Raw genomic sequence first — 20,679 nt, forward strand, 5'->3', positions numbered from 1 at the left:
AAACCCGCCCCTGACAGGCGGGAAGAACGGCAACTAAACCTTTCCCCGTCATAATTCACTCTGCCTCTTTGTTGGCTGCCTTTGCTCACCCCGGTCACATAGTTATCTATGCTCCCGGGGATTCGCTCAGTTGCCGCCGCGATGCAGCGAGAATTATTTAGGGGAATTTATCTTTGATTAAACTCGCTCAAATACCGTCGCGATGCCCTGACCTAACCCGATACACATCGTTGCCAGACCAAACTGCACGTCTTTGCGTTCCATCAGGTTGAGCAGGGTGGTGCTGATACGCGCCCCGGAGCAACCCAGTGGGTGGCCCAGGGCGATCGCGCCGCCGTTGAGGTTGATCTTCTCGTCGATCTGCTCCATCAGCCCCAGATCTTTAATGCACGGCAGGATCTGGGCGGCAAAGGCTTCGTTCATCTCAAACAAGCCGATGTCGCTGGTGGAGAGTCCCGCTTTTTTCAGCGCCAGTTTTGAGGCCGGAACCGGACCGTAACCCATGATTGACGGGTCGCAGCCAACAACAGCCATCGAACGAATACGGGCACGCGGCGTCAGACCCAGCTCACGGGCGCGACTTTCACTCATGACCAGCATTGCCGCTGCTCCGTCGGAGAGCGCGGAGGAGGTACCGGCAGTGACCGTTCCGCTCACCGGATCGAACGCCGGGCGCAGGGTGGATAGCGCTTCGACAGTGGTTTCCGGACGAATAACCTCATCATAGTTAAACTGTTTCAGCACACCGTCGGCATCATGACCGCCGGTCGGGATGATTTCGTTTTTAAATGCGCCAGACTGTGTTGCAGCCCAGGCGCGAGCATGTGAACGTGCGGCGAAGGCATCCTGCATTTCACGACTGATACCGTGCATACGCGAGAGCATTTCTGCCGTCAGCCCCATCATCCCCGCAGCTTTTGCTACGTTGCGGCTCATGCCTGGATGGAAATCAACGCCGTGGCTCATTGGTACATGGCCCATATGCTCCACGCCACCAATCAGGCACGCCTGAGCATCGCCGGTCATGATCATACGTGCCGCATCGTGCAGCGCCTGCATCGAGGAACCGCACAGGCGGTTGACGGTGACCGCCGGAACGGAGTGCGGAATTTCTGCCAGCAGCGCGGCGTTACGGGCAATGTTGAAACCCTGCTCCAGCGTTTGCTGCACACAGCCCCAGTAAATGTCATCCAGCGCGGTTGGCTCCAGCGCCGGATTACGCGCCAGCAGGCTACGCATTAAATGTGCGGAGAGATCTTCTGCCCGCACGTTACGAAACGCGCCCCCTTTCGAACGGCCCATCGGGGTACGGATCGCATCAACAATTACAACCTGTTCCATTGTGACTCCTTAAGCCGTTTTCAGGCTGCCAACCGGGCGGGCAGGCTCAACCTGGGGATAATACGGTTCGTTATGGCGCGCTTTGTCACGCAGACCGGCCGGAACTTCATACAGCGGGCCAAGGTGCTGATACTGTTGAGCCATATCGAGATACTTCGCGCTGCCGAGCGTATCCAGCCAGCGGAACGCGCCGCCGTGGAACGGAGGGAAGCCCAGGCCATACACCAGCGCCATATCGGCTTCTGCCGGGCTGGCGATAATGCCTTCTTCCAGACAACGTACCACTTCGTTGACCATTGGGATCATCATGCGGGCGATAATTTCTTCATCGCTAAAGTCGCGCTTCGGCTGGCTGATATCTGCCAGCAAACCGTCAACGGTGGCATCCTCTTCTTTTTTCGGCTTGCCCTTGTTGTCTTCTTTATAACGCCAGAATCCAAGACCGTTTTTCTGTCCGAAACGGTTAGCATCAAACAGGGCGTCTATCGCGTCGCGATAATCTTTCTGCATACGCTGAGGGAAGCCTGCGGACATCACTGCCTGCGCGTGATGTGCGGTATCAATTCCCACCACGTCCAGCAGATAAGCTGGGCCCATCGGCCAGCCAAACTGTTTTTCCATGACTTTGTCGACTTTGCGGAAATCCGCCCCATCGCGCAGCAGCTGGCTGAAACCGGCAAAATACGGGAACAGCACGCGGTTCACGAAGAAACCGGGGCAATCGTTGACCACAATTGGCGTTTTGCCCATCTGGCTTGCCCAGGCGACAACTTTGGCGATGGTTTCATCCGAGCTTTTCTCGCCGCGAATGATCTCAACCAGCGGCATACGGTGCACCGGGTTAAAGAAGTGCATCCCACAGAAGTTTTCCGGGCGCTTGAGCGCGCTGGCCAGTTCGTTGATTGGGATGGTGGAGGTATTCGACGCCAGTACCGTATCCGGGCGAACTTTGTCTTCAGTCTCCGCCAGCACCGCTTTTTTCACTTTCGGGTTTTCTACGACCGCTTCAACCACCACATCCACACGCTCAAAACCGCTATAGTCGAGGGTTGGATGAATAGTGGAAATCACGCCCGCCATTTTCAGACCGTCAATTTTGCCGCGCTCAAGCTGTTTGTTCAGTAGCTTGGCCGCTTCGGTCATTCCGAGCGTTAATGATTTGTCGTTGATATCTTTCATCACAACCGGCACGCCTTTCCAGGCTGACTGGTAAGCGATGCCGCCGCCCATAATGCCTGCACCCAGCACTGCCGCTTGCTTTGGTGCTTCAATATTTTTGGTGAGCTTTTTGGCTTTGGCTTTCACGAACTGATCGTTCAGGAAGATCCCAACCAGCGCGCGAGCTTCACTGGTGTGCGCCAGTGGCACAAAGCTTTTATTTTCCAGATTCAGCGCTTCTTCACGGCCAAAACGAGCCGCTGCTTCAATGGTTTTTACCGCGGTAATCGGTGCGGGATAATGCTTACCTGCCGTCTGCGCCACCATGCCTTTGGCGATGGTAAAGCTCATAGCCGCTTCAATTTTGCTGAGTTTCAACGGCTCCAGCTTCGGCTGACGTTTGGCTTTCCAGTCAAGGTCGCCGTTAATCGCCTGACGTAATACGGCAATCGCGCCATCAAGCAGTTTGTCTTGCTTCACCACGCCATCGACCAGGCCGATTTTTAGCGCCTGGTCAGCGCCAACATCTTTACCTGCAGCAATGATTTCCAGCGCGCTGTCCGCGCCCAGCATACGTGGCATACGCACGGAACCGCCAAAGCCCGGCATAATGCCCAGTTTGGTTTCCGGCAGGCCAATGCGCAGGTCTGGTGTTGCCAGACGATAATCGGTTGCCAGGACACACTCGCAGCCACCGCCCAGCGCGTAACCGTTTACCGCAGAGAGGGTCGGAACAGGCAGATCTTCGAGGCGGTTAAAGACGCTGTTGGCAAAATGCAGCCACTGGCTTAACTGTTCTTCAGGCACGAGGAACAGTGAAAGGAATTCGGTGATATCGGCACCAACAATAAAGGCTGCTTTGTTAGAACGCAGCAGCAGCCCTTTTAAATTCGGTTGTTTTTCCAGCACATCAAGCGCATGGCCCAGGCTGGCAACGGTGGCCGTGTCGAGTTTATTGACCGAACCAGGGGCATCGAACACCAGTTCGGCGATGCCATCTTCCAGCCAGTCGAGGTACAGGGTGTCGCCTTTGTAAAGCATGTCAGTCTCCTGAATCCGCAAGGTGATCTGGTCATACCAGATGAATCGAAGTGTGTATTTTGTGTTAATAAAATGCAAATAAATGATTAAAGAAATGACGATTTGATCACGCTCGGCAGAAATCACGCACTCACAAGGCGATGTGCTAAGATGCGGAGACTTGAGGTCAAAAAAACAGAAGGATAGAAAATGGAATCACTGGCCGCTCTCTATAAAAATCATATCGTTACCCTACAAGAACGGACGCGCGACGCACTGGAACGCTTTAAGCTGGATGCGTTACTTATTCACTCAGGTGAGCTGATTAACGTCTTTCTCGACGATCATCCATATCCGTTTAAGGTTAATCCGCAGTTCAAAGCCTGGGTGCCTGTAACGCAGGTTCCTAACTGCTGGTTGCTGGTGGATGGCGTGAACAAGCCGAAACTGTGGTTCTACCTGCCGGTCGATTACTGGCACAACGTTGAGCCGCTGCCGACCTCCTTCTGGACGGAAGAAATTGAGATCATCGCGCTGCCAAAAGCGGATGGTATTGGTAGTCAACTGCCTGCTGCTCGCGGCAATATCGGTTACATTGGTCCGGTTCCGGAACGCGCACTGCAGCTGGATATCGCGGCCAGCAACATCAACCCGAAAGGGGTGATCGACTACCTGCACTATTACCGCGCCTATAAAACAGATTACGAACTGGCCTGTATGCGCGAAGCGCAGAAAATGGCGGTGAATGGACACCGTGCCGCGGAAGAAGCGTTCCGTTCCGGAATGAGCGAGTTTGACATCAACCTCGCTTACCTGACGGCTACCGGTCATCGTGACACCGACGTGCCGTACAGCAATATCGTTGCACTTAACGAGCATGCTTCGGTTCTGCATTACACCAAGCTGGATCATCAGGCTCCGTCTGAAATCCGCAGCTTCCTGCTGGACGCGGGTGCGGAATATAACGGCTATGCGGCAGACCTGACGCGTACCTGGTCGGCGAAAAGCGACAACGACTATGCGCATCTGGTGAAAGATGTGAATGACGAGCAACTGGCGCTTATTGCCACGATGAAAGCAGGCACCAGCTATGTGGATTACCACATTCAGTTCCATCAGCGCATCGCGAAACTGCTGCGTAAGCATCAAATCATCACCGATATGAGTGAAGAGGCGATGGTAGAAAACGATCTTACCGGGCCGTTTATGCCGCACGGCATTGGTCACCCGCTGGGTCTGCAGGTGCATGATGTTGCTGGCTTTATGCAGGATGACAGCGGTACCCACCTGGCCGCGCCGTCGAAGTATCCTTATCTGCGTTGCACCCGCGTTTTGCAACCGGGCATGGTTCTGACCATCGAACCGGGCATCTACTTTATTGAATCGCTGTTGGCACCGTGGCGTGAAGGGCAATTCAGCAAACACTTCAACTGGCAGAAAATCGAAGCCCTGAAGCCGTTCGGCGGGATTCGTATTGAAGACAACGTGGTGGTCCACGAGAGCAATATTGAAAACATGACCCGGGATTTGAAACTGGCGTAATGGACAGTTGGTTAATCCCTGCGGCACCGGTTAGCGTCGTTGAAGAGATCAAAAAAAGCCGCTTCATTACGTTGCTCGCCCATACGGACGGTGTAGAAGCGGCGAAAGCGTTTGTTGAGTCAGTCAGAGCGGAACACCCGGATGCACGTCATCATTGTGTGGCGTGGGTGGCGGGTGCGCCCAATGACTCGCAACAGCTGGGATTTTCAGACGATGGCGAACCGGCGGGTACCGCAGGCAAACCGATGCTCGCTCAACTGATGGGGAGCGGCGTTGGTGAGATTACTGCGGTGGTGGTGCGCTACTACGGCGGTATCCTTCTCGGTACGGGGGGGTTGGTAAAAGCCTACGGTGGTGGTGTGAATCAGGCGCTGCGCCAGTTAACGACACAGCGCAAGACGCCATTAACCGAATATACTTTGCAGTGTGAGTACGGCCAACTGGCAGGCATTGAAACACTGTTGGGGCAGTTTGACGGTAAAATCGTTTTCAGTGATTACCAGGCATTCGTTCTGCTTCGGGTAGCACTTCCTTATGCGAAAGTGGATGAATTTTCAGCAAAGCTGGCGGATTTTAGTCGTGGTTCATTGCAATTGTTATCGATTGCAGAATAATCCCCACCTCATTTTAAAGAACTAAGGAAGCGGCAGAGATGCATTTTCGCGCCATCACCCGAATCGTTGGACTACTGGTCATCTTATTTTCGGGAACGATGATCATCCCCGGACTGGTAGCACTTATCTACCGTGATGGTGCGGGTCGTGCATTTACCCAAACTTTCTTCGTTGCTCTGGCTATCGGCTCCATGCTGTGGTGGCCAAACCGTAAAGAGAAGGGCGAACTGAAATCCCGTGAAGGGTTTTTGATCGTCGTCTTATTCTGGACCGTGCTGGGGAGCGTGGGTGCGTTGCCGTTCATTTTTGCGGAAAGTCCTAACCTCACGATCACCGATGCTTTTTTTGAATCCTTTTCCGGGTTAACAACCACAGGTGCGACGACGCTGGTGGGGCTGGATTCACTGCCGCATGCCATTCTCTTTTATCGCCAGATGCTGCAATGGTTCGGCGGGATGGGGATCATCGTGCTGGCGGTGGCTATCCTGCCTATTCTTGGCGTGGGTGGCATGCAGCTCTATCGTGCAGAAATGCCGGGGCCGCTGAAAGATAACAAAATGCGCCCACGTATTGCCGAAACGGCGAAAACCTTGTGGCTCATCTATGTGCTATTGACGGTTGCGTGTGCGCTGGCGCTGTGGTTTGCCGGCATGCCTGCCTTTGACGCCATTGGGCACAGCTTCGCCACCATTGCTATCGGCGGCTTTTCCACACACGATGCCAGTGTGGGGTATTTCGACAGCCCCACGATTAACACGATTATTGCTATCTTCCTGCTGATCTCCGGTTGTAACTATGGCCTGCACTTCTCTTTATTAAGCGGGCGTAGTCTGAAGGTCTACTGGCGCGATCCGGAATTCCGCATGTTTATCGGGGTGCAGCTAACGCTGGTGGCCGTCTGTACGCTGGTGTTGTGGATACATAATACCTATGGGTCGGCGCTCACGACGATCAACCAGGCATTTTTCCAGGTGGTATCGATGGCGACGACCGCCGGATTTACTACGGACAGTATTGCTCGCTGGCCGTTGTTCCTGCCGGTGCTGCTACTGTGTTCTGCGTTTATTGGTGGCTGTGCCGGGTCAACGGGCGGTGGTTTGAAGGTGATTCGTATCTTGTTACTGTTCAAACAGGGTAACCGCGAACTGAAGCGACTGGTTCACCCCAATGCGGTCTATAGCATTAAGTTGGGCAACCGAGCGTTGCCGGAACGAATCCTTGAAGCGGTATGGGGCTTCTTTTCTGCCTATGCGCTGGTCTTTATTATCAGTATGCTGGCAATTATTGCGACCGGTGTGGATGACTTCTCTGCGTTTGCCTCAGTTGTGGCGACGCTGAATAACCTCGGGCCTGGGCTGGGGGTTGTTGCCGACAATTTTGCCAGCATGAACCCGGTGGCGAAATGGATCCTGATTGCCAACATGCTGTTTGGTCGTCTGGAGGTCTTTACTCTGCTGGTGCTCTTTACCCCTACTTTCTGGCGTGAATAATGGAGTAACACGTGAAAACACTGATTCTTTTTTCTTCCCGGGACGGACAAACGCGCGAAATCGCTGAGTATCTGGCTTCTGAACTTAAAGAGCTGGGTGTCTGGGCAGATGTCATGAATTTGCATCGTACCGAAGAGCCTGAGTGGAAAAATTATGACAGTGTGGTGATTGGCGCATCAATTCGCTATGGCCATTACCATTCTGCATTTCAGGAATTTGTGAAAAAGCATGCCACGCAGCTGAATACGATGCCGAGTGCGTTTTACTCTGTAAACCTGGTTGCCCGTAAACCGGAGAAACGCACACCGCAAACTAATAGCTATGCGCGTAAGTTTCTGATGAGTTCACCGTGGCGACCAGACCACAGTGCAGTCATTGCGGGTGCTTTGTTGTATCCCCGCTATCGCTGGTATGACCGCGTCATGATCCAACTGATTATGAAGATGTCAGGTGGTGAAACGGATACGAAGAAAGAAGTGATCTATACCGACTGGGAACAGGTGGCGGGATTTGCCCGGGAAATTGCCCAATTAACCAACAAAACGTTGTTAAAATAAACGCAAAGAATAAAAAACACGCACTTGGAAAATTATTTTAAATTTCCCCTTGTCAGTCTGAAATAACTCCCTATAATGCGCCTCCACTGACACGGAACAACGGCACGCAAGCCGCCGGGTCAGCGGGGTTCCACTGAGAACTCCGGCGAAGAAAGCGAAATTAAATGCTTGACTTCGTAGCGGGATGGCGTAATATGCACACCCCGCGCCGCTGAGAAAAAGCGAAGCGGCACTGCTCTTTAACAATTTATCAGACAATCTGTGTGGGCACTCGAAGATACGGATTCTTAACGTCGCAAGACGAAAAATGAATACCAAGTCTCTGAGTGAACATACGTAATTCATTACGAAGTTTAATTCACGAGCATCAAACTTAAATTGAAGAGTTTGATCATGGCTCAGATTGAACGCTGGCGGCAGGCCTAACACATGCAAGTCGAACGGTAGCACAGAGGAGCTTGCTCCTTGGGTGACGAGTGGCGGACGGGTGAGTAATGTCTGGGAAACTGCCCGATGGAGGGGGATAACTACTGGAAACGGTAGCTAATACCGCATAATGTCGCAAGACCAAAGAGGGGGACCTTCGGGCCTCTTGCCATCGGATGTGCCCAGATGGGATTAGCTAGTAGGTGGGGTAACGGCTCACCTAGGCGACGATCCCTAGCTGGTCTGAGAGGATGACCAGCCACACTGGAACTGAGACACGGTCCAGACTCCTACGGGAGGCAGCAGTGGGGAATATTGCACAATGGGCGCAAGCCTGATGCAGCCATGCCGCGTGTATGAAGAAGGCCTTCGGGTTGTAAAGTACTTTCAGCGAGGAGGAAGGCGTTGTGGTTAATAACCGCAGCGATTGACGTTACTCGCAGAAGAAGCACCGGCTAACTCCGTGCCAGCAGCCGCGGTAATACGGAGGGTGCAAGCGTTAATCGGAATTACTGGGCGTAAAGCGCACGCAGGCGGTCTGTCAAGTCGGATGTGAAATCCCCGGGCTCAACCTGGGAACTGCATCCGAAACTGGCAGGCTAGAGTCTTGTAGAGGGGGGTAGAATTCCAGGTGTAGCGGTGAAATGCGTAGAGATCTGGAGGAATACCGGTGGCGAAGGCGGCCCCCTGGACAAAGACTGACGCTCAGGTGCGAAAGCGTGGGGAGCAAACAGGATTAGATACCCTGGTAGTCCACGCCGTAAACGATGTCGACTTGGAGGTTGTGCCCTTGAGGCGTGGCTTCCGGAGCTAACGCGTTAAGTCGACCGCCTGGGGAGTACGGCCGCAAGGTTAAAACTCAAATGAATTGACGGGGGCCCGCACAAGCGGTGGAGCATGTGGTTTAATTCGATGCAACGCGAAGAACCTTACCTACTCTTGACATCCAGAGAACTTGGCAGAGATGCTTTGGTGCCTTCGGGAACTCTGAGACAGGTGCTGCATGGCTGTCGTCAGCTCGTGTTGTGAAATGTTGGGTTAAGTCCCGCAACGAGCGCAACCCTTATCCTTTGTTGCCAGCGGTCCGGCCGGGAACTCAAAGGAGACTGCCAGTGATAAACTGGAGGAAGGTGGGGATGACGTCAAGTCATCATGGCCCTTACGAGTAGGGCTACACACGTGCTACAATGGCGCATACAAAGAGAAGCGACCTCGCGAGAGCAAGCGGACCTCATAAAGTGCGTCGTAGTCCGGATTGGAGTCTGCAACTCGACTCCATGAAGTCGGAATCGCTAGTAATCGTGGATCAGAATGCCACGGTGAATACGTTCCCGGGCCTTGTACACACCGCCCGTCACACCATGGGAGTGGGTTGCAAAAGAAGTAGGTAGCTTAACCTTCGGGAGGGCGCTTACCACTTTGTGATTCATGACTGGGGTGAAGTCGTAACAAGGTAACCGTAGGGGAACCTGCGGTTGGATCACCTCCTTACCTTAAAGAAGCGTTCTTTGAAGTGCTCACACAGATTGTCTGATGAAAATTAGCAGTAAGAAAATCTCTGCAGGCTTGTAGCTCAGGTGGTTAGAGCGCACCCCTGATAAGGGTGAGGTCGGTGGTTCAAGTCCACTCAGGCCTACCAAATTCTTTCTGATACCGCGTTGTGAAACGACTCGCATACTTCAGTATGCTTCGCCGCTCCACGCCTTGTCTCAGCAAGAATTAAGGTGAATGAGATAACTACGATGGGGCTATAGCTCAGCTGGGAGAGCGCCTGCTTTGCACGCAGGAGGTCTGCGGTTCGATCCCGCATAGCTCCACCATCTTTACTGCAAAAACACAAGAAAACTTCAGAGTGTACCTGAAAAGGTTCACTGCGAAGTTTTGCTCTTTAAAAATCTGGATCAAGCTGAAAATTGAAACGACACACTGTTTCATTTCTCCGTAATAAGAAATGAAAAATGGTGTGTTCGAGTCTCTCAAATTTTCGCAACACGGTGGTGTTTTACGAAACATCTTCGGGTTGTGAGGTTAAGCGACTAAGCGTACACGGTGGATGCCCTGGCAGTCAGAGGCGATGAAGGACGTGCTAATCTGCGATAAGCGTCGGTAAGGTGATATGAACCGTTATAACCGGCGATTTCCGAATGGGGAAACCCAGTGTGATTCGTCACACTATCATTACGTGAATACATAGCGTAATGAAGCGAACCGGGGGAACTGAAACATCTAAGTACCCCGAGGAAAAGAAATCAACCGAGATTCCCCCAGTAGCGGCGAGCGAACGGGGAGCAGCCCAGAGTCTGAATCAGCTTGTGTGTTAGTGGAACGGTCTGGAAAGTCCGACGGTACAGGGTGATAGTCCCGTACACCAAAATGCACAGGTTGTGAACTCGAAGAGTAGGGCGGGACACGTGGTATCCTGTCTGAATATGGGGGGACCATCCTCCAAGGCTAAATACTCCTGACTGACCGATAGTGAACCAGTACCGTGAGGGAAAGGCGAAAAGAACCCCGGCGAGGGGAGTGAAAAAGAACCTGAAACCGTGTACGTACAAGCAGTGGGAGCCTACTTGTTAGGTGACTGCGTACCTTTTGTATAATGGGTCAGCGACTTATATTCTGTAGCAAGGTTAACCGAATAGGGGAGCCGAAGGGAAACCGAGTCTTAACTGGGCGTTAAGTTGCAGGGTATAGACCCGAAACCCGGTGATCTAGCCATGGGCAGGTTGAAGGTTGGGTAACACTAACTGGAGGACCGAACCGACTAATGTTGAAAAATTAGCGGATGACTTGTGGCTGGGGGTGAAAGGCCAATCAAACCGGGAGATAGCTGGTTCTCCCCGAAAGCTATTTAGGTAGCGCCTCGTGAACTCATCTTCGGGGGTAGAGCACTGTTTCGGCTAGGGGGTCATCCCGACTTACCAACCCGATGCAAACTGCGAATACCGAAGAATGTTATCACGGGAGACACACGGCGGGTGCTAACGTCCGTCGTGAAGAGGGAAACAACCCAGACCGCCAGCTAAGGTCCCAAAGTCACAGTTAAGTGGGAAACGATGTGGGAAGGCACAGACAGCCAGGATGTTGGCTTAGAAGCAGCCATCATTTAAAGAAAGCGTAATAGCTCACTGGTCGAGTCGGCCTGCGCGGAAGATGTAACGGGGCTAAACTGTGCACCGAAGCTGCGGCAGCGACACTATGTGTTGTTGGGTAGGGGAGCGTTCTGTAAGCCGTTGAAGGTGTGTCGTGAGGCATGCTGGAGGTATCAGAAGTGCGAATGCTGACATAAGTAACGATAATGCGGGTGAAAAACCCGCACGCCGGAAGACCAAGGGTTCCTGTCCAACGTTAATCGGGGCAGGGTGAGTCGACCCCTAAGGCGAGGCCGAAAGGCGTAGTCGATGGGAAACAGGTTAATATTCCTGTACTTGGTGTTACTGCGAAGGGGGGACGGAGAAGGCTATGTTAGCCGGGCGACGGTTGTCCCGGTTTAAGCATGTAGGCGGAACGATTAGGTAAATCCGGTCGTTTATTAACGCTGAGGTGTGATGACGAGGCACTACGGTGCTGAAGTAACAAATGCCCTGCTTCCAGGAAAAGCCTCTAAGCATCAGGTAACACGAAATCGTACCCCAAACCGACACAGGTGGTCAGGTAGAGAATACCAAGGCGCTTGAGAGAACTCGGGTGAAGGAACTAGGCAAAATGGTGCCGTAACTTCGGGAGAAGGCACGCTGATATGTAGGTGAAGTGATTTACTCATGGAGCTGAAATCAGTCGAAGATACCAGCTGGCTGCAACTGTTTATTAAAAACACAGCACTGTGCAAACACGAAAGTGGACGTATACGGTGTGACGCCTGCCCGGTGCCGGAAGGTTAATTGATGGGGTTATCCGTAAGGAGAAGCTCTTGATCGAAGCCCCGGTAAACGGCGGCCGTAACTATAACGGTCCTAAGGTAGCGAAATTCCTTGTCGGGTAAGTTCCGACCTGCACGAATGGCGTAATGATGGCCAGGCTGTCTCCACCCGAGACTCAGTGAAATTGAACTCGCTGTGAAGATGCAGTGTACCCGCGGCAAGACGGAAAGACCCCGTGAACCTTTACTATAGCTTGACACTGAACACTGGTCCTTGATGTGTAGGATAGGTGGGAGGCTTTGAAGTGTGGACGCCAGTCTGCATGGAGCCAACCTTGAAATACCACCCTTTAATGGCTGGTGTTCTAACGTGGACCCGTAATCCGGGTTGCGGACAGTGTCTGGTGGGTAGTTTGACTGGGGCGGTCTCCTCCTAAAGAGTAACGGAGGAGCACGAAGGTTAGCTAATCCTGGTCGGACATCAGGAGGTTAGTGCAAAGGCATAAGCTAGCTTGACTGCGAGAGTGACGGCTCGAGCAGGTGCGAAAGCAGGTCTTAGTGATCCGGTGGTTCTGAATGGAAGGGCCATCGCTCAACGGATAAAAGGTACTCCGGGGATAACAGGCTGATACCGCCCAAGAGTTCATATCGACGGCGGTGTTTGGCACCTCGATGTCGGCTCATCACATCCTGGGGCTGAAGTAGGTCCCAAGGGTATGGCTGTTCGCCATTTAAAGTGGTACGCGAGCTGGGTTTAGAACGTCGTGAGACAGTTCGGTCCCTATCTGCCGTGGGCGCTGGAGAATTGAGGGGGGCTGCTCCTAGTACGAGAGGACCGGAGTGGACGCATCACTGGTGTTCGGGTTGTCATGCCAATGGCATTGCCCGGTAGCTAAATGCGGAAGAGATAAGTGCTGAAAGCATCTAAGCACGAAACTTGCCCCGAGATGAGTTCTCCCTGAGACTATAAGTCTCCTGAAGGAACGTTGAAGACGACGACGTTGATAGGCTGGGTGTGTAAGTGTAGCGATACATTGAGCTAACCAGTACTAATGAACCGTGAGGCTTAACCTTACAACGCCGAAGGTGTTTTGGCGAAGAGACATCGATATTCAGCTTGATTACAGATTACATCGACATGCTAAAGCGTGTTGATAACAGAATTTGCCTGGCGGCTGTAGCGCGGTGGTCCCACCTGACCCCATGCCGAACTCAGAAGTGAAACGCCGTAGCGCCGATGGTAGTGTGGGGTCTCCCCATGCGAGAGTAGGGAACTGCCAGGCATCAAATAAGTGAAGAAGCCCATCCTGACGGATGGGCTTTTTTGCGTCTGTATTCCCGGATAACCAGGCTGTTGTAGGCCTGATAAGCGCAGCGCCGTCAGGCACGCCCGGCGCACATTGCCGGATGGCGGTTTCGCCTTATCCGACCTACGGGTGGGTACGCAGCCAACTAACAATAAACTCGACGATGCTGTTTAGATCATTGAGGTCCAGAACCGGCACACCTACATCCAGCGCAGCGTCGCTGGCCACCGCAATAGTGTGCTCATCAATAGACAACTCAGCAATGCTGTGCCCTGCCGCTTCACGAAACAGCAATATCTTCGCGACAGGTTCATGCTTAAAGCCTTCAACAAGCACCATATCTAACGTCGAAGCATCCATCCGGCTAACCAGATAGGCCAGGTCCAGTTCGGGCTTTTCAGGTGTTTCAACCATTAACGCCCAACGTTGCTTACTGGCAACCAGCGTTTGCGCCGCTCCGGCTTTACGTAGCTCATAGCTATCTTTACCGGGCTTGTCGACATCCATCTTGTGATGAGTATGCTTAATCAATCCGGGACGAATGCCTCTGGCGCACAGTTCCGGAATCAATTTTTTCAACAGCGTGGTTTTTCCCGTGCCGCTCCATGCCGCAATGGCGAGTAATGGGATCATGATTTTTCCTGCCATTTTGCGAGCTCTTCGGGGGTGTTCACGTTTACGAACGCATCTTTATGATCGCTGAAATCGACAGCATGACCGCCAGCCAGACGCATAAAGACCATAACGCGTCTTTCACCGGACTGAAGATAATCCTGCAGCAAAGGCTGCATAGAGCGGTGCATCAGCGCAATGGTTGGGTGATCTCTTTCACCATCATGCACCCAGACAACTGGTGCAGCTTTGCGCTGCTCTTTTAAACGAGCGACCAGATCGTGAGGAATATAGGGCATATCACACGGGCAGAACAAAAACCATTCCCCCGTTTGCTGCAGGAATACCGATAGCATCCCGGCCAGTGGGCCAGGGAAATCGGCCAATGAATCGGGAATAACTTTCAGGCCGCTTTGCTGGTATATATCCCTGTGGCGATTGGCATTAACCACCACGGTTTCGACCTGCAAAGCGAGAATGTCGGCCACATGTCGCCAAAGAGGTTTACCGTCCAGCTCAAGCAAACCTTTATCGGTTCCGCCCATCCGTCTGGCCTTACCGCCAGCCAGCACAACCCCTGTTATTGCACTATCCAGAATCACTGATATCGCCTCTTTTAATGTGGGATTGACCCTGCTAACGTATCCGTATTGAGCCTAAGGAGCACAACCATGAAATGTAAACGTCTGAATGAAGTTATTGAACTCCTCCAGCCAGCCTGGCAGAAAGAACCCGATCTAAACCTGATGCAATTTTTACAGAAACTGGCGCAAGAGTCAGGTTTTGACGGCGAACTGGCGGATTTAACTGATGACATTCTGATCTATCACCTGAAAATGCGTGACTCGGCGAAAGATGCGGTCATTCCAGGTATTCAGAAAGATTATGAAGAAGATTTTAAAACTGCACTACTCCGCGCACGTGGCGTAATTAAAGAGTAAAAGCTTGTAATCGCCGCCACCGAAAGCGCTGCGAAATGATATCCTGAATCATTCGTAGTATTTTCCGGATGATGGGATGAACGACAACGCTTTTAATTTCCAGACGCTACACCCGGATACCATCATGGATGCACTGTTTGAGCAGGGGATCCGGGTGGACTCCGGGCTTACCCCGCTTAACAGCTATGAAAACCGTGTCTATCAGTTTCAGGACGAAGACCGTCGACGCTTTGTCGTTAAGTTTTATCGCCCTGAACGTTGGTCTGTCGATCAGATCCAGGAAGAGCATCAGTTTGCTCTGGAACTGGTAAGCGATGAAGTCCCGGTAGCTGCGCCGCTAGTACTAAACGGCCAAACGCTGTTAAGCCATCAGGGTTTCCATTATGCGATCTTCCCCAGCGTCGGTGGACGCCAGTTTGAAGCCGACAACATCGATCAGATGGAGGCGGTGGGGCGCTATCTCGGGCGTATGCACCAGACCGGATGCAAGCGTACTTTTGCCTTCCGCCCAACGATCGGCCTTGAAGAATACCTGAATGAGCCGCGTAAAGTTTTTGAACACGCACAGCTAATCCCATCAGGGCAAAAAGCGGCCTTCCTGAAGGCAACGGATGCGCTTATCGCGATCGTTACCGAACGCTGGCATACGCGTTTTACCACGTTACGCCTGCACGGTGATTGTCATGCCGGTAATATTCTGTGGAGCGATGGCCCGATGTTTGTCGATTTAGATGATGCCCGCAACGGTCCGGCTATTCAGGATTTATGGATGCTCCTCAATGGCGATAAAGCTGAACAACGTATGCAGCTTGAAACCATTATCGAGGCTTATGAAGAGTTTAGTGAGTTCGACATCTCTGAAATCGGACTGATAGAACCTTTACGCGCTATGCGTTTAGTTTATTATCTTGCCTGGCTAATTCGACGTTGGGCTGACCCTGCATTTCCAAAAAACTTCCCGTGGTTAACCGGGGAAGATTACTGGCATCGTCAGACCGCGACCTTTATTGAGCAGGCAAAAATTCTGCAAGAGCCCCCCTTACAATTAACGCCAATGTATTAATCGGAGAAACTTGAACATGAAAAAAATATGGCTGGCGCTGGCTGGTATGGTCTTAGCTTTTAGCGCATCTGCAGCGCAGTTCCAGGATGGCAAACAATACATCACTCTGGAAAAGCCAGTTGCGGGTGAACCGCAAGTGTTGGAGTTCTTCTCCTTCTACTGCCCGCACTGCTACCAGTTTGAAGAAGTGCTTCACGTCTCTGATAACGTGAAGAAAAAGCTGCCGGAAGGCACCAAGATGACCAAATACCACGTCGAATTTCTGGGGCCTTTGGGTAAAGATCTGACGCAGGCATGGGCGGTTGCTATGGCGCTGGGCGTTGAAGATCAGGTCACTGTTCCGCTGTTTGAAGGGGTTCAGAAAACTCAGACCGTTCAATCTGTTGCAGATATCCGCAAAGTGTTTGCCGACGCAGGTATTAAAGGCGAAGACTATGATGCGGCATGGAACAGCTTCGTGGTGAAATCACTCGTGGCGCAGCAGGAAAAAGCGGCGGCTGACTTGCAGCTGCAGGGCGTGCCGGCGATGTTTGTTAATGGCAAATATCAGGTCAACCCGCAGGGTATGGACACCAGCAGCATGGATATCTTCGTACAACAGTATGCGGATACCGTGAAGTACCTGGTTGGTCAGAAGTAAAAGCAAAAGCCGGTCACTGACCGGCTTTTTTATTTGAGGCTTTAATCGCGTCGAGCTGCGCGTCTTTCTCACTCCATAGCGTATTTAGCCATAGCTGAAACCGACGCTTGAATCCCTTATCGTTCACGTAATCACCGTGCAACTCTTCATGAATTGGCTCCAGATTCACCCGCACGACAATCCGCGTTAACTTACCGCTCAGCATGTCGTAGAACGGTCGACTGCTGTTTTCCGGATAGCACAACGTGACGTTCAACATTTTATCGAACTGTGAACCCAGTACATTCAATGCCATTGCAATACCGGCCGCCTTGGGAGGAAGCAGGTTTTGATAGGGTGAACGGGTTTGCTCGCGTTTTTCTTTGGTAAACCGTGAACCCTCAACAAAATTCACAATGGTTGTTGGATGCGCACGAAATTTCTCGCAGGAACGACGCGTTGTTTCGACATCTTTACCGCGCTGTTCCGGGTGGCGAAGCAGATAACCACGCGAATAGCGTTTCATAAACGGCATATCCAGCGCCCAGCAGGCCAGGCCAATAAAGGGTACCCAGGCTAACTGCTGCTTGAGGAAGTATTTATTCATCGGGATGTGCTTACGGAATAGAACGCAAAGCACAACGATATCAGCCCAGCTGTAATGGTTACAAATGAGCAGATACCAATTTTTCTTGCTAAGACCTTCCAGCCCCTCGATATCCCACTTTAATCGTGGATTAAGGTGCAGCAGTAGCGCCAGACCTTCACACCAGCAATACATCATGAAATTACAGAAGACAGAAACCTTGCGCCAGACGACAGGAATGGGCAAAAGGAGTTTTACAACCCCTGCAAGGATGATCGGCACAGAACAAAAAATCGTGACCAATATGGTCAATACGATACTCAGCAACAGCGTTATCGCAGCGAGTATTCTCGTCATAATTAAATTATTCAAAAGGTTAGCCATAGATAGTGCGCTAAATGAGGCGCAAGGGGCTGATTTTATCAGAAAACGAACCAAATGATGGATCTTCGCTGAATAGAAAAAACAGGAATATCTATCCACATCAGGATATAAGCTTTAAAAATGGAATAAAATGCTGTGTCTTTATTTAATGCTTTGAAATTTATATAAAAATATTATGAAGTGATAATTTTGTTGCTACATTTAAAGAGCTGAAAATTATTTATTCACAAAGTTATCCACAGCACGCTTTGCGAGCAACGCAGAAGATCTGCAAAAGATTTTCGACAAATGCGGCGAAAAACTCATGTTTTCATCCTGTCTGTGGCATCCTTTACCCATAATCTGATAAACAGGCACGGACATTATGGTTCAGATCCCAGAAAACCCACTTATCCTTGTAGACGGTTCATCTTACCTGTATCGCGCATACCACGCGTTCCCGCCGCTGACGAACAGCGCAGGAGAGCCTACTGGTGCGATGTACGGCGTCCTCAATATGTTGCGTAGCTTGATTCTGCAATATCAACCTACGCATGCAGCGGTGGTATTCGACGCTAAGGGTAAAACCTTCCGTGATGAATTATTCGAACACTATAAGTCGCACCGCCCGCCAATGCCGGACGATTTACGTGCGCAGATTGAACCTCTGCATGCGATGGTAAAAGCGATGGGGCTGCCATTGCTGGCGGTTTCAGGCGTGGAAGCGGACGATGTCATCGGTACGCTGGCACGTGAGGCAGAGAAGGTGGGGCGTCCGGTGCTGATTAGCACCGGCGATAAAGATATGGCTCAACTGGTGACGCCGAACATCACCCTCATCAACACTATGACTAATACGATCCTTGGTCCGGATGAGGTCGTAAATAAGTACGGTGTTCCGCCTGAATTGATCATCGATTTCCTGGCGCTGATGGGGGACTCCTCAGATAACATTCCAGGTGTACCAGGCGTGGGTGAAAAAACGGCTCAGGCGTTGCTGCAGGGGCTGGGTGGGTTGGATACTCTCTATGCGGAATCCGACAAAATAGCAGGGCTGAGCTTCCGTGGTGCCAAAACCATGGCAGGCAAACTCGAGCAGAATAAAGAAGTGGCGTATCTCTCGTATAAGCTGGCTACCATCAAAACGGATGTTGAGCTGGAATTAACCTGCGAGCAGCTGGAAGTGCGCCAACCAGCAGCAGAAGAACTGCTGGGCTTGTTTAAACAGTATGAATTCAAGCGTTGGGTTACTGACGTTGAAGCCGGTAAATGGCTACAGGCGAAAGGGACGAAACCGGCAGCTAAACCGCAGGAGACCATCGTTGTCGATGAAACGCCTGAGGAACCTGCCACGGTGCTTTCCTACGACAATTATGTGACGATTCTGGACGAAGCAACGCTGGAAGAGTGGATTGCAAAGCTGAAGAAAGCGCCCGTCTTTGCCTTTGATACTGAAACTGACAGCCTGGACAACATCTCCGCGAATCTGGTTGGCCTGTCTTTTGCCATTGAGCCAGGTGTGGCTGCGTATGTTCCTGTCGCTCATGATTACCTGGATGCCCCCGATCAGATCTCTCGCGACCGCGCGCTGGCGCTCCTGAAGCCGCTGCTGGAAGATGAGAACGCGCATAAAGTTGGGCAAAACCTGAAGTACGATCGCGGTATCCTGGCGAACTATGGCATCGAGCTTCGCGGCATCACCTTTGACACCATGCTCGAATCCTACATTCTTAACAGTGTTGCAGGCCGACACGATATGGACAGCCTGTCAGATCGCTGGCTGAAACATAAAACCATCACCTTTGAAGAGATTGCCGGGAAAGGTAAAAACCAGCTGACCTTTAACCAGATAGCACTGGAAGAGGCCGGGCGCTATGCCGCAGAAGATGCCGATGTTACGCTTCAGTTGCATCTGAAAATGTGGCCAGAACTGCAGAAGCACAAAGGGCCGCTAAATGTTTTCGAAAATATTGATATGCCGCTGGTCCCGGTTCTGTCCCGCGTTGAGCGCAATGGTGTGAAAATCGATCCGGCTGTTCTGCACAAGCATTCAGAAGAGCTGACGCTGCGTTTGAACGAGCTGGAGCAAAAAGCGCACGAGATTGCCGGAGAAGCGTTTAACCTTTCTTCTACCAAGCAGCTGCAAACTATCTTGTTTGAAAAGCAAGGTATTAAGCCGCTGAAGAAAACCCCTGGCGGCGCGCCATCAACGTCAGAAGAGGTGCTGGAAGAGCTCGCGCTGGATTATCCGTTGCCGAAAGTTATCCTGGAATATCGTGGGTTAGCAAAACTGAAGTCGACCTACACGGATAAGCTTCCGTTGATGATCAACCCAAAAACCGGACGCGTACATACCTCCTATCATCAGGCGGTTACGGCGACCGGACGTTTGTCTTCAACCGATCCTAACCTGCAAAACATCCCGGTACGTAACGATGAAGGTCGTCGTATTCGCCAGGCATTTATCGCACCAGAAGACTACGTGATTGTCTCTGCGGACTACTCGCAGATCGAGCTGCGTATTATGGCGCATCTCTCGCGCGATAAAGGCCTGCTTACCGCGTTTGCCGAAGGGAAAGATATTCACCGTGCAACGGCGGCAGAAGTTTTTGGTTTACCGCTTGATTCTGTGACCAGCGAGCAACGTCGTAGCGCAAAAGCCATTAACTTTGGTCTGATCTATGGCATGAGCGCCTTCGGTCTGGCGCGTCAGCTGAATATTCCGCGTAAAGAAGCACAGAAGTACATGGATCTCTACTTCGAACGCTACCCAGGCGTGTTGGAATATATGGAACGCACCCGCGCGCAGGCGAAAGAGCAGGGCTATGTAGAAACGCTGGAAGGTCGCCGTCTCTATTTACCGGATATTAAATCCAGTAATGGCGCTCGTCGCGCCGGTGCAGAACGCGCGGCAATTAACGCCCCGATGCAGGGTACTGCCGCAGACATTATCAAACGAGCGATGATTGCGGTGGACAGATGGCTGCAAACCGAGCAACCGCGTGTGCGTATGATCATGCAGGTGCACGATGAACTGGTGTTTGAAGTGCATAAAGATGACCTCGAAAGCGTCTCGAAAAAGATCCATCAGCTGATGGAAAACGAGACGCAAATTGATGTGCCATTGCTGGTGGAAGTTGGTAGTGGTGAAAACTGGGATCAGGCGCACTAAGGGTTTACT

14 protein-coding genes, 2 tRNA genes and 3 rRNA genes are annotated in these 20,679 nt (G+C 51.8%); 14 read left to right on the forward strand and 5 right to left on the reverse strand.

Annotated features, from left to right (window positions below):
- Positions 1–177: 177 nt before the first annotated feature.
- Together fadA and fadB are read right to left on the reverse strand one after the other, a co-directional pair.
- Positions 178–1,341 carry an acetyl-CoA C-acyltransferase FadA gene (fadA, locus tag AL515_RS01970; RefSeq protein WP_061066935.1) on the reverse strand — a complete coding sequence of 388 codons (1,164 nt, stop codon included), beginning with the start codon at positions 1,339–1,341 and terminating at the stop codon, positions 178–180.
- A gap of 9 nt (positions 1,342–1,350) precedes the next feature.
- Complete coding sequence (gene fadB, locus AL515_RS01975; protein WP_061066936.1) at positions 1,351–3,540, reverse strand: fatty acid oxidation complex subunit alpha FadB; 2,190 nt, start codon at positions 3,538–3,540, stop codon at positions 1,351–1,353.
- A 189-nt stretch (positions 3,541–3,729) separates the two neighbouring features.
- On the opposite strand from fadB, the gene pepQ reads away from it, so the two are divergent.
- From pepQ to rrf, 9 genes are all read left to right on the forward strand, one after another.
- Positions 3,730–5,061 (forward strand): Xaa-Pro dipeptidase, encoded by a 1,332-nt coding sequence (pepQ, locus tag AL515_RS01980; protein ID WP_061066937.1) that lies wholly within the window; start codon positions 3,730–3,732, stop codon positions 5,059–5,061.
- Entirely contained in the window at positions 5,061–5,675 is a 615-nt protein-coding gene (locus AL515_RS01985) for an IMPACT family protein (protein ID WP_048214101.1), read from the forward strand. Before pepQ ends, AL515_RS01985 begins: the two co-directional genes overlap by 1 nt.
- A 38-nt stretch (positions 5,676–5,713) precedes the next feature.
- Positions 5,714–7,165: a Trk system potassium transporter TrkH gene (gene trkH / locus AL515_RS01990; protein WP_003017848.1), complete on the forward strand. Its 1,452-nt coding sequence runs from the start codon at positions 5,714–5,716 to the stop codon at positions 7,163–7,165.
- An 11-nt stretch (positions 7,166–7,176) separates the two neighbouring features.
- Positions 7,177–7,722, forward strand: a complete 546-nt coding sequence (gene hemG / locus AL515_RS01995; RefSeq protein WP_005133225.1) for a menaquinone-dependent protoporphyrinogen IX dehydrogenase — start codon at positions 7,177–7,179, stop codon at positions 7,720–7,722.
- A 375-nt stretch (positions 7,723–8,097) separates the two neighbouring features.
- Positions 8,098–9,639, forward strand: a 16S ribosomal RNA gene (locus AL515_RS02000).
- A gap of 71 nt (positions 9,640–9,710) precedes the next feature.
- Positions 9,711–9,787 (forward strand) — tRNA-Ile (locus AL515_RS02005).
- 105 nt (positions 9,788–9,892) lie between these two features.
- A tRNA-Ala gene (locus tag AL515_RS02010) sits at positions 9,893–9,968 on the forward strand.
- Positions 9,969–10,174: 206 nt separating this feature from the next.
- Positions 10,175–13,081 (forward strand): 23S ribosomal RNA (locus tag AL515_RS02015).
- 93 nt (positions 13,082–13,174) lie between these two features.
- A 5S ribosomal RNA gene (gene rrf / locus AL515_RS02020) occupies positions 13,175–13,290 on the forward strand.
- The 16S, 23S and 5S rRNA genes sit together here with 2 tRNA genes alongside, the layout of an rRNA operon.
- 147 nt (positions 13,291–13,437) lie before the next feature.
- Here the strand turns inward: rrf and mobB are convergent.
- Complete coding sequence (gene mobB, locus AL515_RS02025) at positions 13,438–13,947, reverse strand: molybdopterin-guanine dinucleotide biosynthesis protein MobB (protein WP_061066938.1); 510 nt, start codon at positions 13,945–13,947, stop codon at positions 13,438–13,440.
- On the reverse strand, positions 13,944–14,471 hold the full coding sequence (mobA, locus tag AL515_RS02030) for a molybdenum cofactor guanylyltransferase MobA (RefSeq protein ID WP_230320601.1): 528 nt from the start codon (positions 14,469–14,471) through the stop codon (positions 13,944–13,946). Before mobA ends, mobB begins: the two co-directional genes overlap by 4 nt.
- 126 nt (positions 14,472–14,597) lie before the next feature.
- Between mobA and AL515_RS02035 the strand changes: the two genes are divergently transcribed.
- The 3 genes from AL515_RS02035 to dsbA all read left to right on the forward strand — a co-directional run bounded on the left by AL515_RS02035 (position 14,598) and on the right by dsbA (position 16,570).
- Positions 14,598–14,867, forward strand: a complete 270-nt coding sequence (locus tag AL515_RS02035) for a YihD family protein (RefSeq protein ID WP_003028616.1) — start codon at positions 14,598–14,600, stop codon at positions 14,865–14,867.
- 76 nt (positions 14,868–14,943) lie between these two features.
- Entirely contained in the window at positions 14,944–15,930 is a 987-nt protein-coding gene (locus tag AL515_RS02040; RefSeq protein WP_105242130.1) for a serine/threonine protein kinase, read from the forward strand.
- A 16-nt stretch (positions 15,931–15,946) separates the two neighbouring features.
- On the forward strand, positions 15,947–16,570 hold the full coding sequence (gene dsbA, locus AL515_RS02045; protein WP_061066939.1) for a thiol:disulfide interchange protein DsbA: 624 nt from the start codon (positions 15,947–15,949) through the stop codon (positions 16,568–16,570).
- Positions 16,571–16,583: 13 nt separating this feature from the next.
- Here the strand turns inward: dsbA and AL515_RS02050 are convergent, their stop codons facing one another.
- Positions 16,584–17,447: an acyltransferase gene (locus AL515_RS02050; RefSeq protein WP_225807937.1), complete on the reverse strand. Its 864-nt coding sequence runs from the start codon at positions 17,445–17,447 to the stop codon at positions 16,584–16,586.
- Between AL515_RS02050 and AL515_RS23740 the strand changes: the two genes are divergently transcribed.
- A complete protein-coding gene (locus tag AL515_RS23740; RefSeq protein WP_225807950.1) occupies positions 17,332–17,577 on the forward strand; it encodes a hypothetical protein in 246 nt (81 codons plus the stop codon). The genes AL515_RS02050 and AL515_RS23740 overlap by 116 nt on opposite strands.
- 306 nt (positions 17,578–17,883) lie before the next feature.
- Positions 17,884–20,670, forward strand: coding sequence for a DNA polymerase I (polA, locus tag AL515_RS02055; protein ID WP_061066941.1), 2,787 nt, complete (start codon positions 17,884–17,886; stop codon positions 20,668–20,670).
- The last annotated feature ends 9 nt before the right edge of the window (positions 20,671–20,679 follow it).

Source organism: Citrobacter sp. FDAARGOS_156 (genome assembly GCF_001559235.2).
GTDB classification, from domain to species: Bacteria; Pseudomonadota; Gammaproteobacteria; order Enterobacterales; family Enterobacteriaceae; genus Citrobacter; species Citrobacter youngae.

Coding starts and splice junctions, on each gene's coding strand:
- AL515_RS02035 (WP_003028616.1), top strand. CDS start 14,598: ATGAAATGTAAACGTCTGAATGAAGTTATTGAACTCCTCCAGCCAGCC.
- mobA (WP_230320601.1), bottom strand. CDS start 14,471: ATGGGCGGAACCGATAAAGGTTTGCTTGAGCTGGACGGTAAACCTCTT.
- polA (WP_061066941.1), top strand. CDS start 17,884: ATGGTTCAGATCCCAGAAAACCCACTTATCCTTGTAGACGGTTCATCT.
- AL515_RS02040 (WP_105242130.1), top strand. CDS start 14,944: ATGAACGACAACGCTTTTAATTTCCAGACGCTACACCCGGATACCATC.
- fadA (WP_061066935.1), bottom strand. CDS start 1,341: ATGGAACAGGTTGTAATTGTTGATGCGATCCGTACCCCGATGGGCCGT.
- dsbA (WP_061066939.1), top strand. CDS start 15,947: ATGAAAAAAATATGGCTGGCGCTGGCTGGTATGGTCTTAGCTTTTAGC.
- AL515_RS23740 (WP_225807950.1), top strand. CDS start 17,332: ATGAAATTACAGAAGACAGAAACCTTGCGCCAGACGACAGGAATGGGC.
- mobB (WP_061066938.1), bottom strand. CDS start 13,947: ATGATCCCATTACTCGCCATTGCGGCATGGAGCGGCACGGGAAAAACC.
- fadB (WP_061066936.1), bottom strand. CDS start 3,540: ATGCTTTACAAAGGCGACACCCTGTACCTCGACTGGCTGGAAGATGGC.
- AL515_RS01985 (WP_048214101.1), top strand. CDS start 5,061: ATGGACAGTTGGTTAATCCCTGCGGCACCGGTTAGCGTCGTTGAAGAG.
- pepQ (WP_061066937.1), top strand. CDS start 3,730: ATGGAATCACTGGCCGCTCTCTATAAAAATCATATCGTTACCCTACAA.
- trkH (WP_003017848.1), top strand. CDS start 5,714: ATGCATTTTCGCGCCATCACCCGAATCGTTGGACTACTGGTCATCTTA.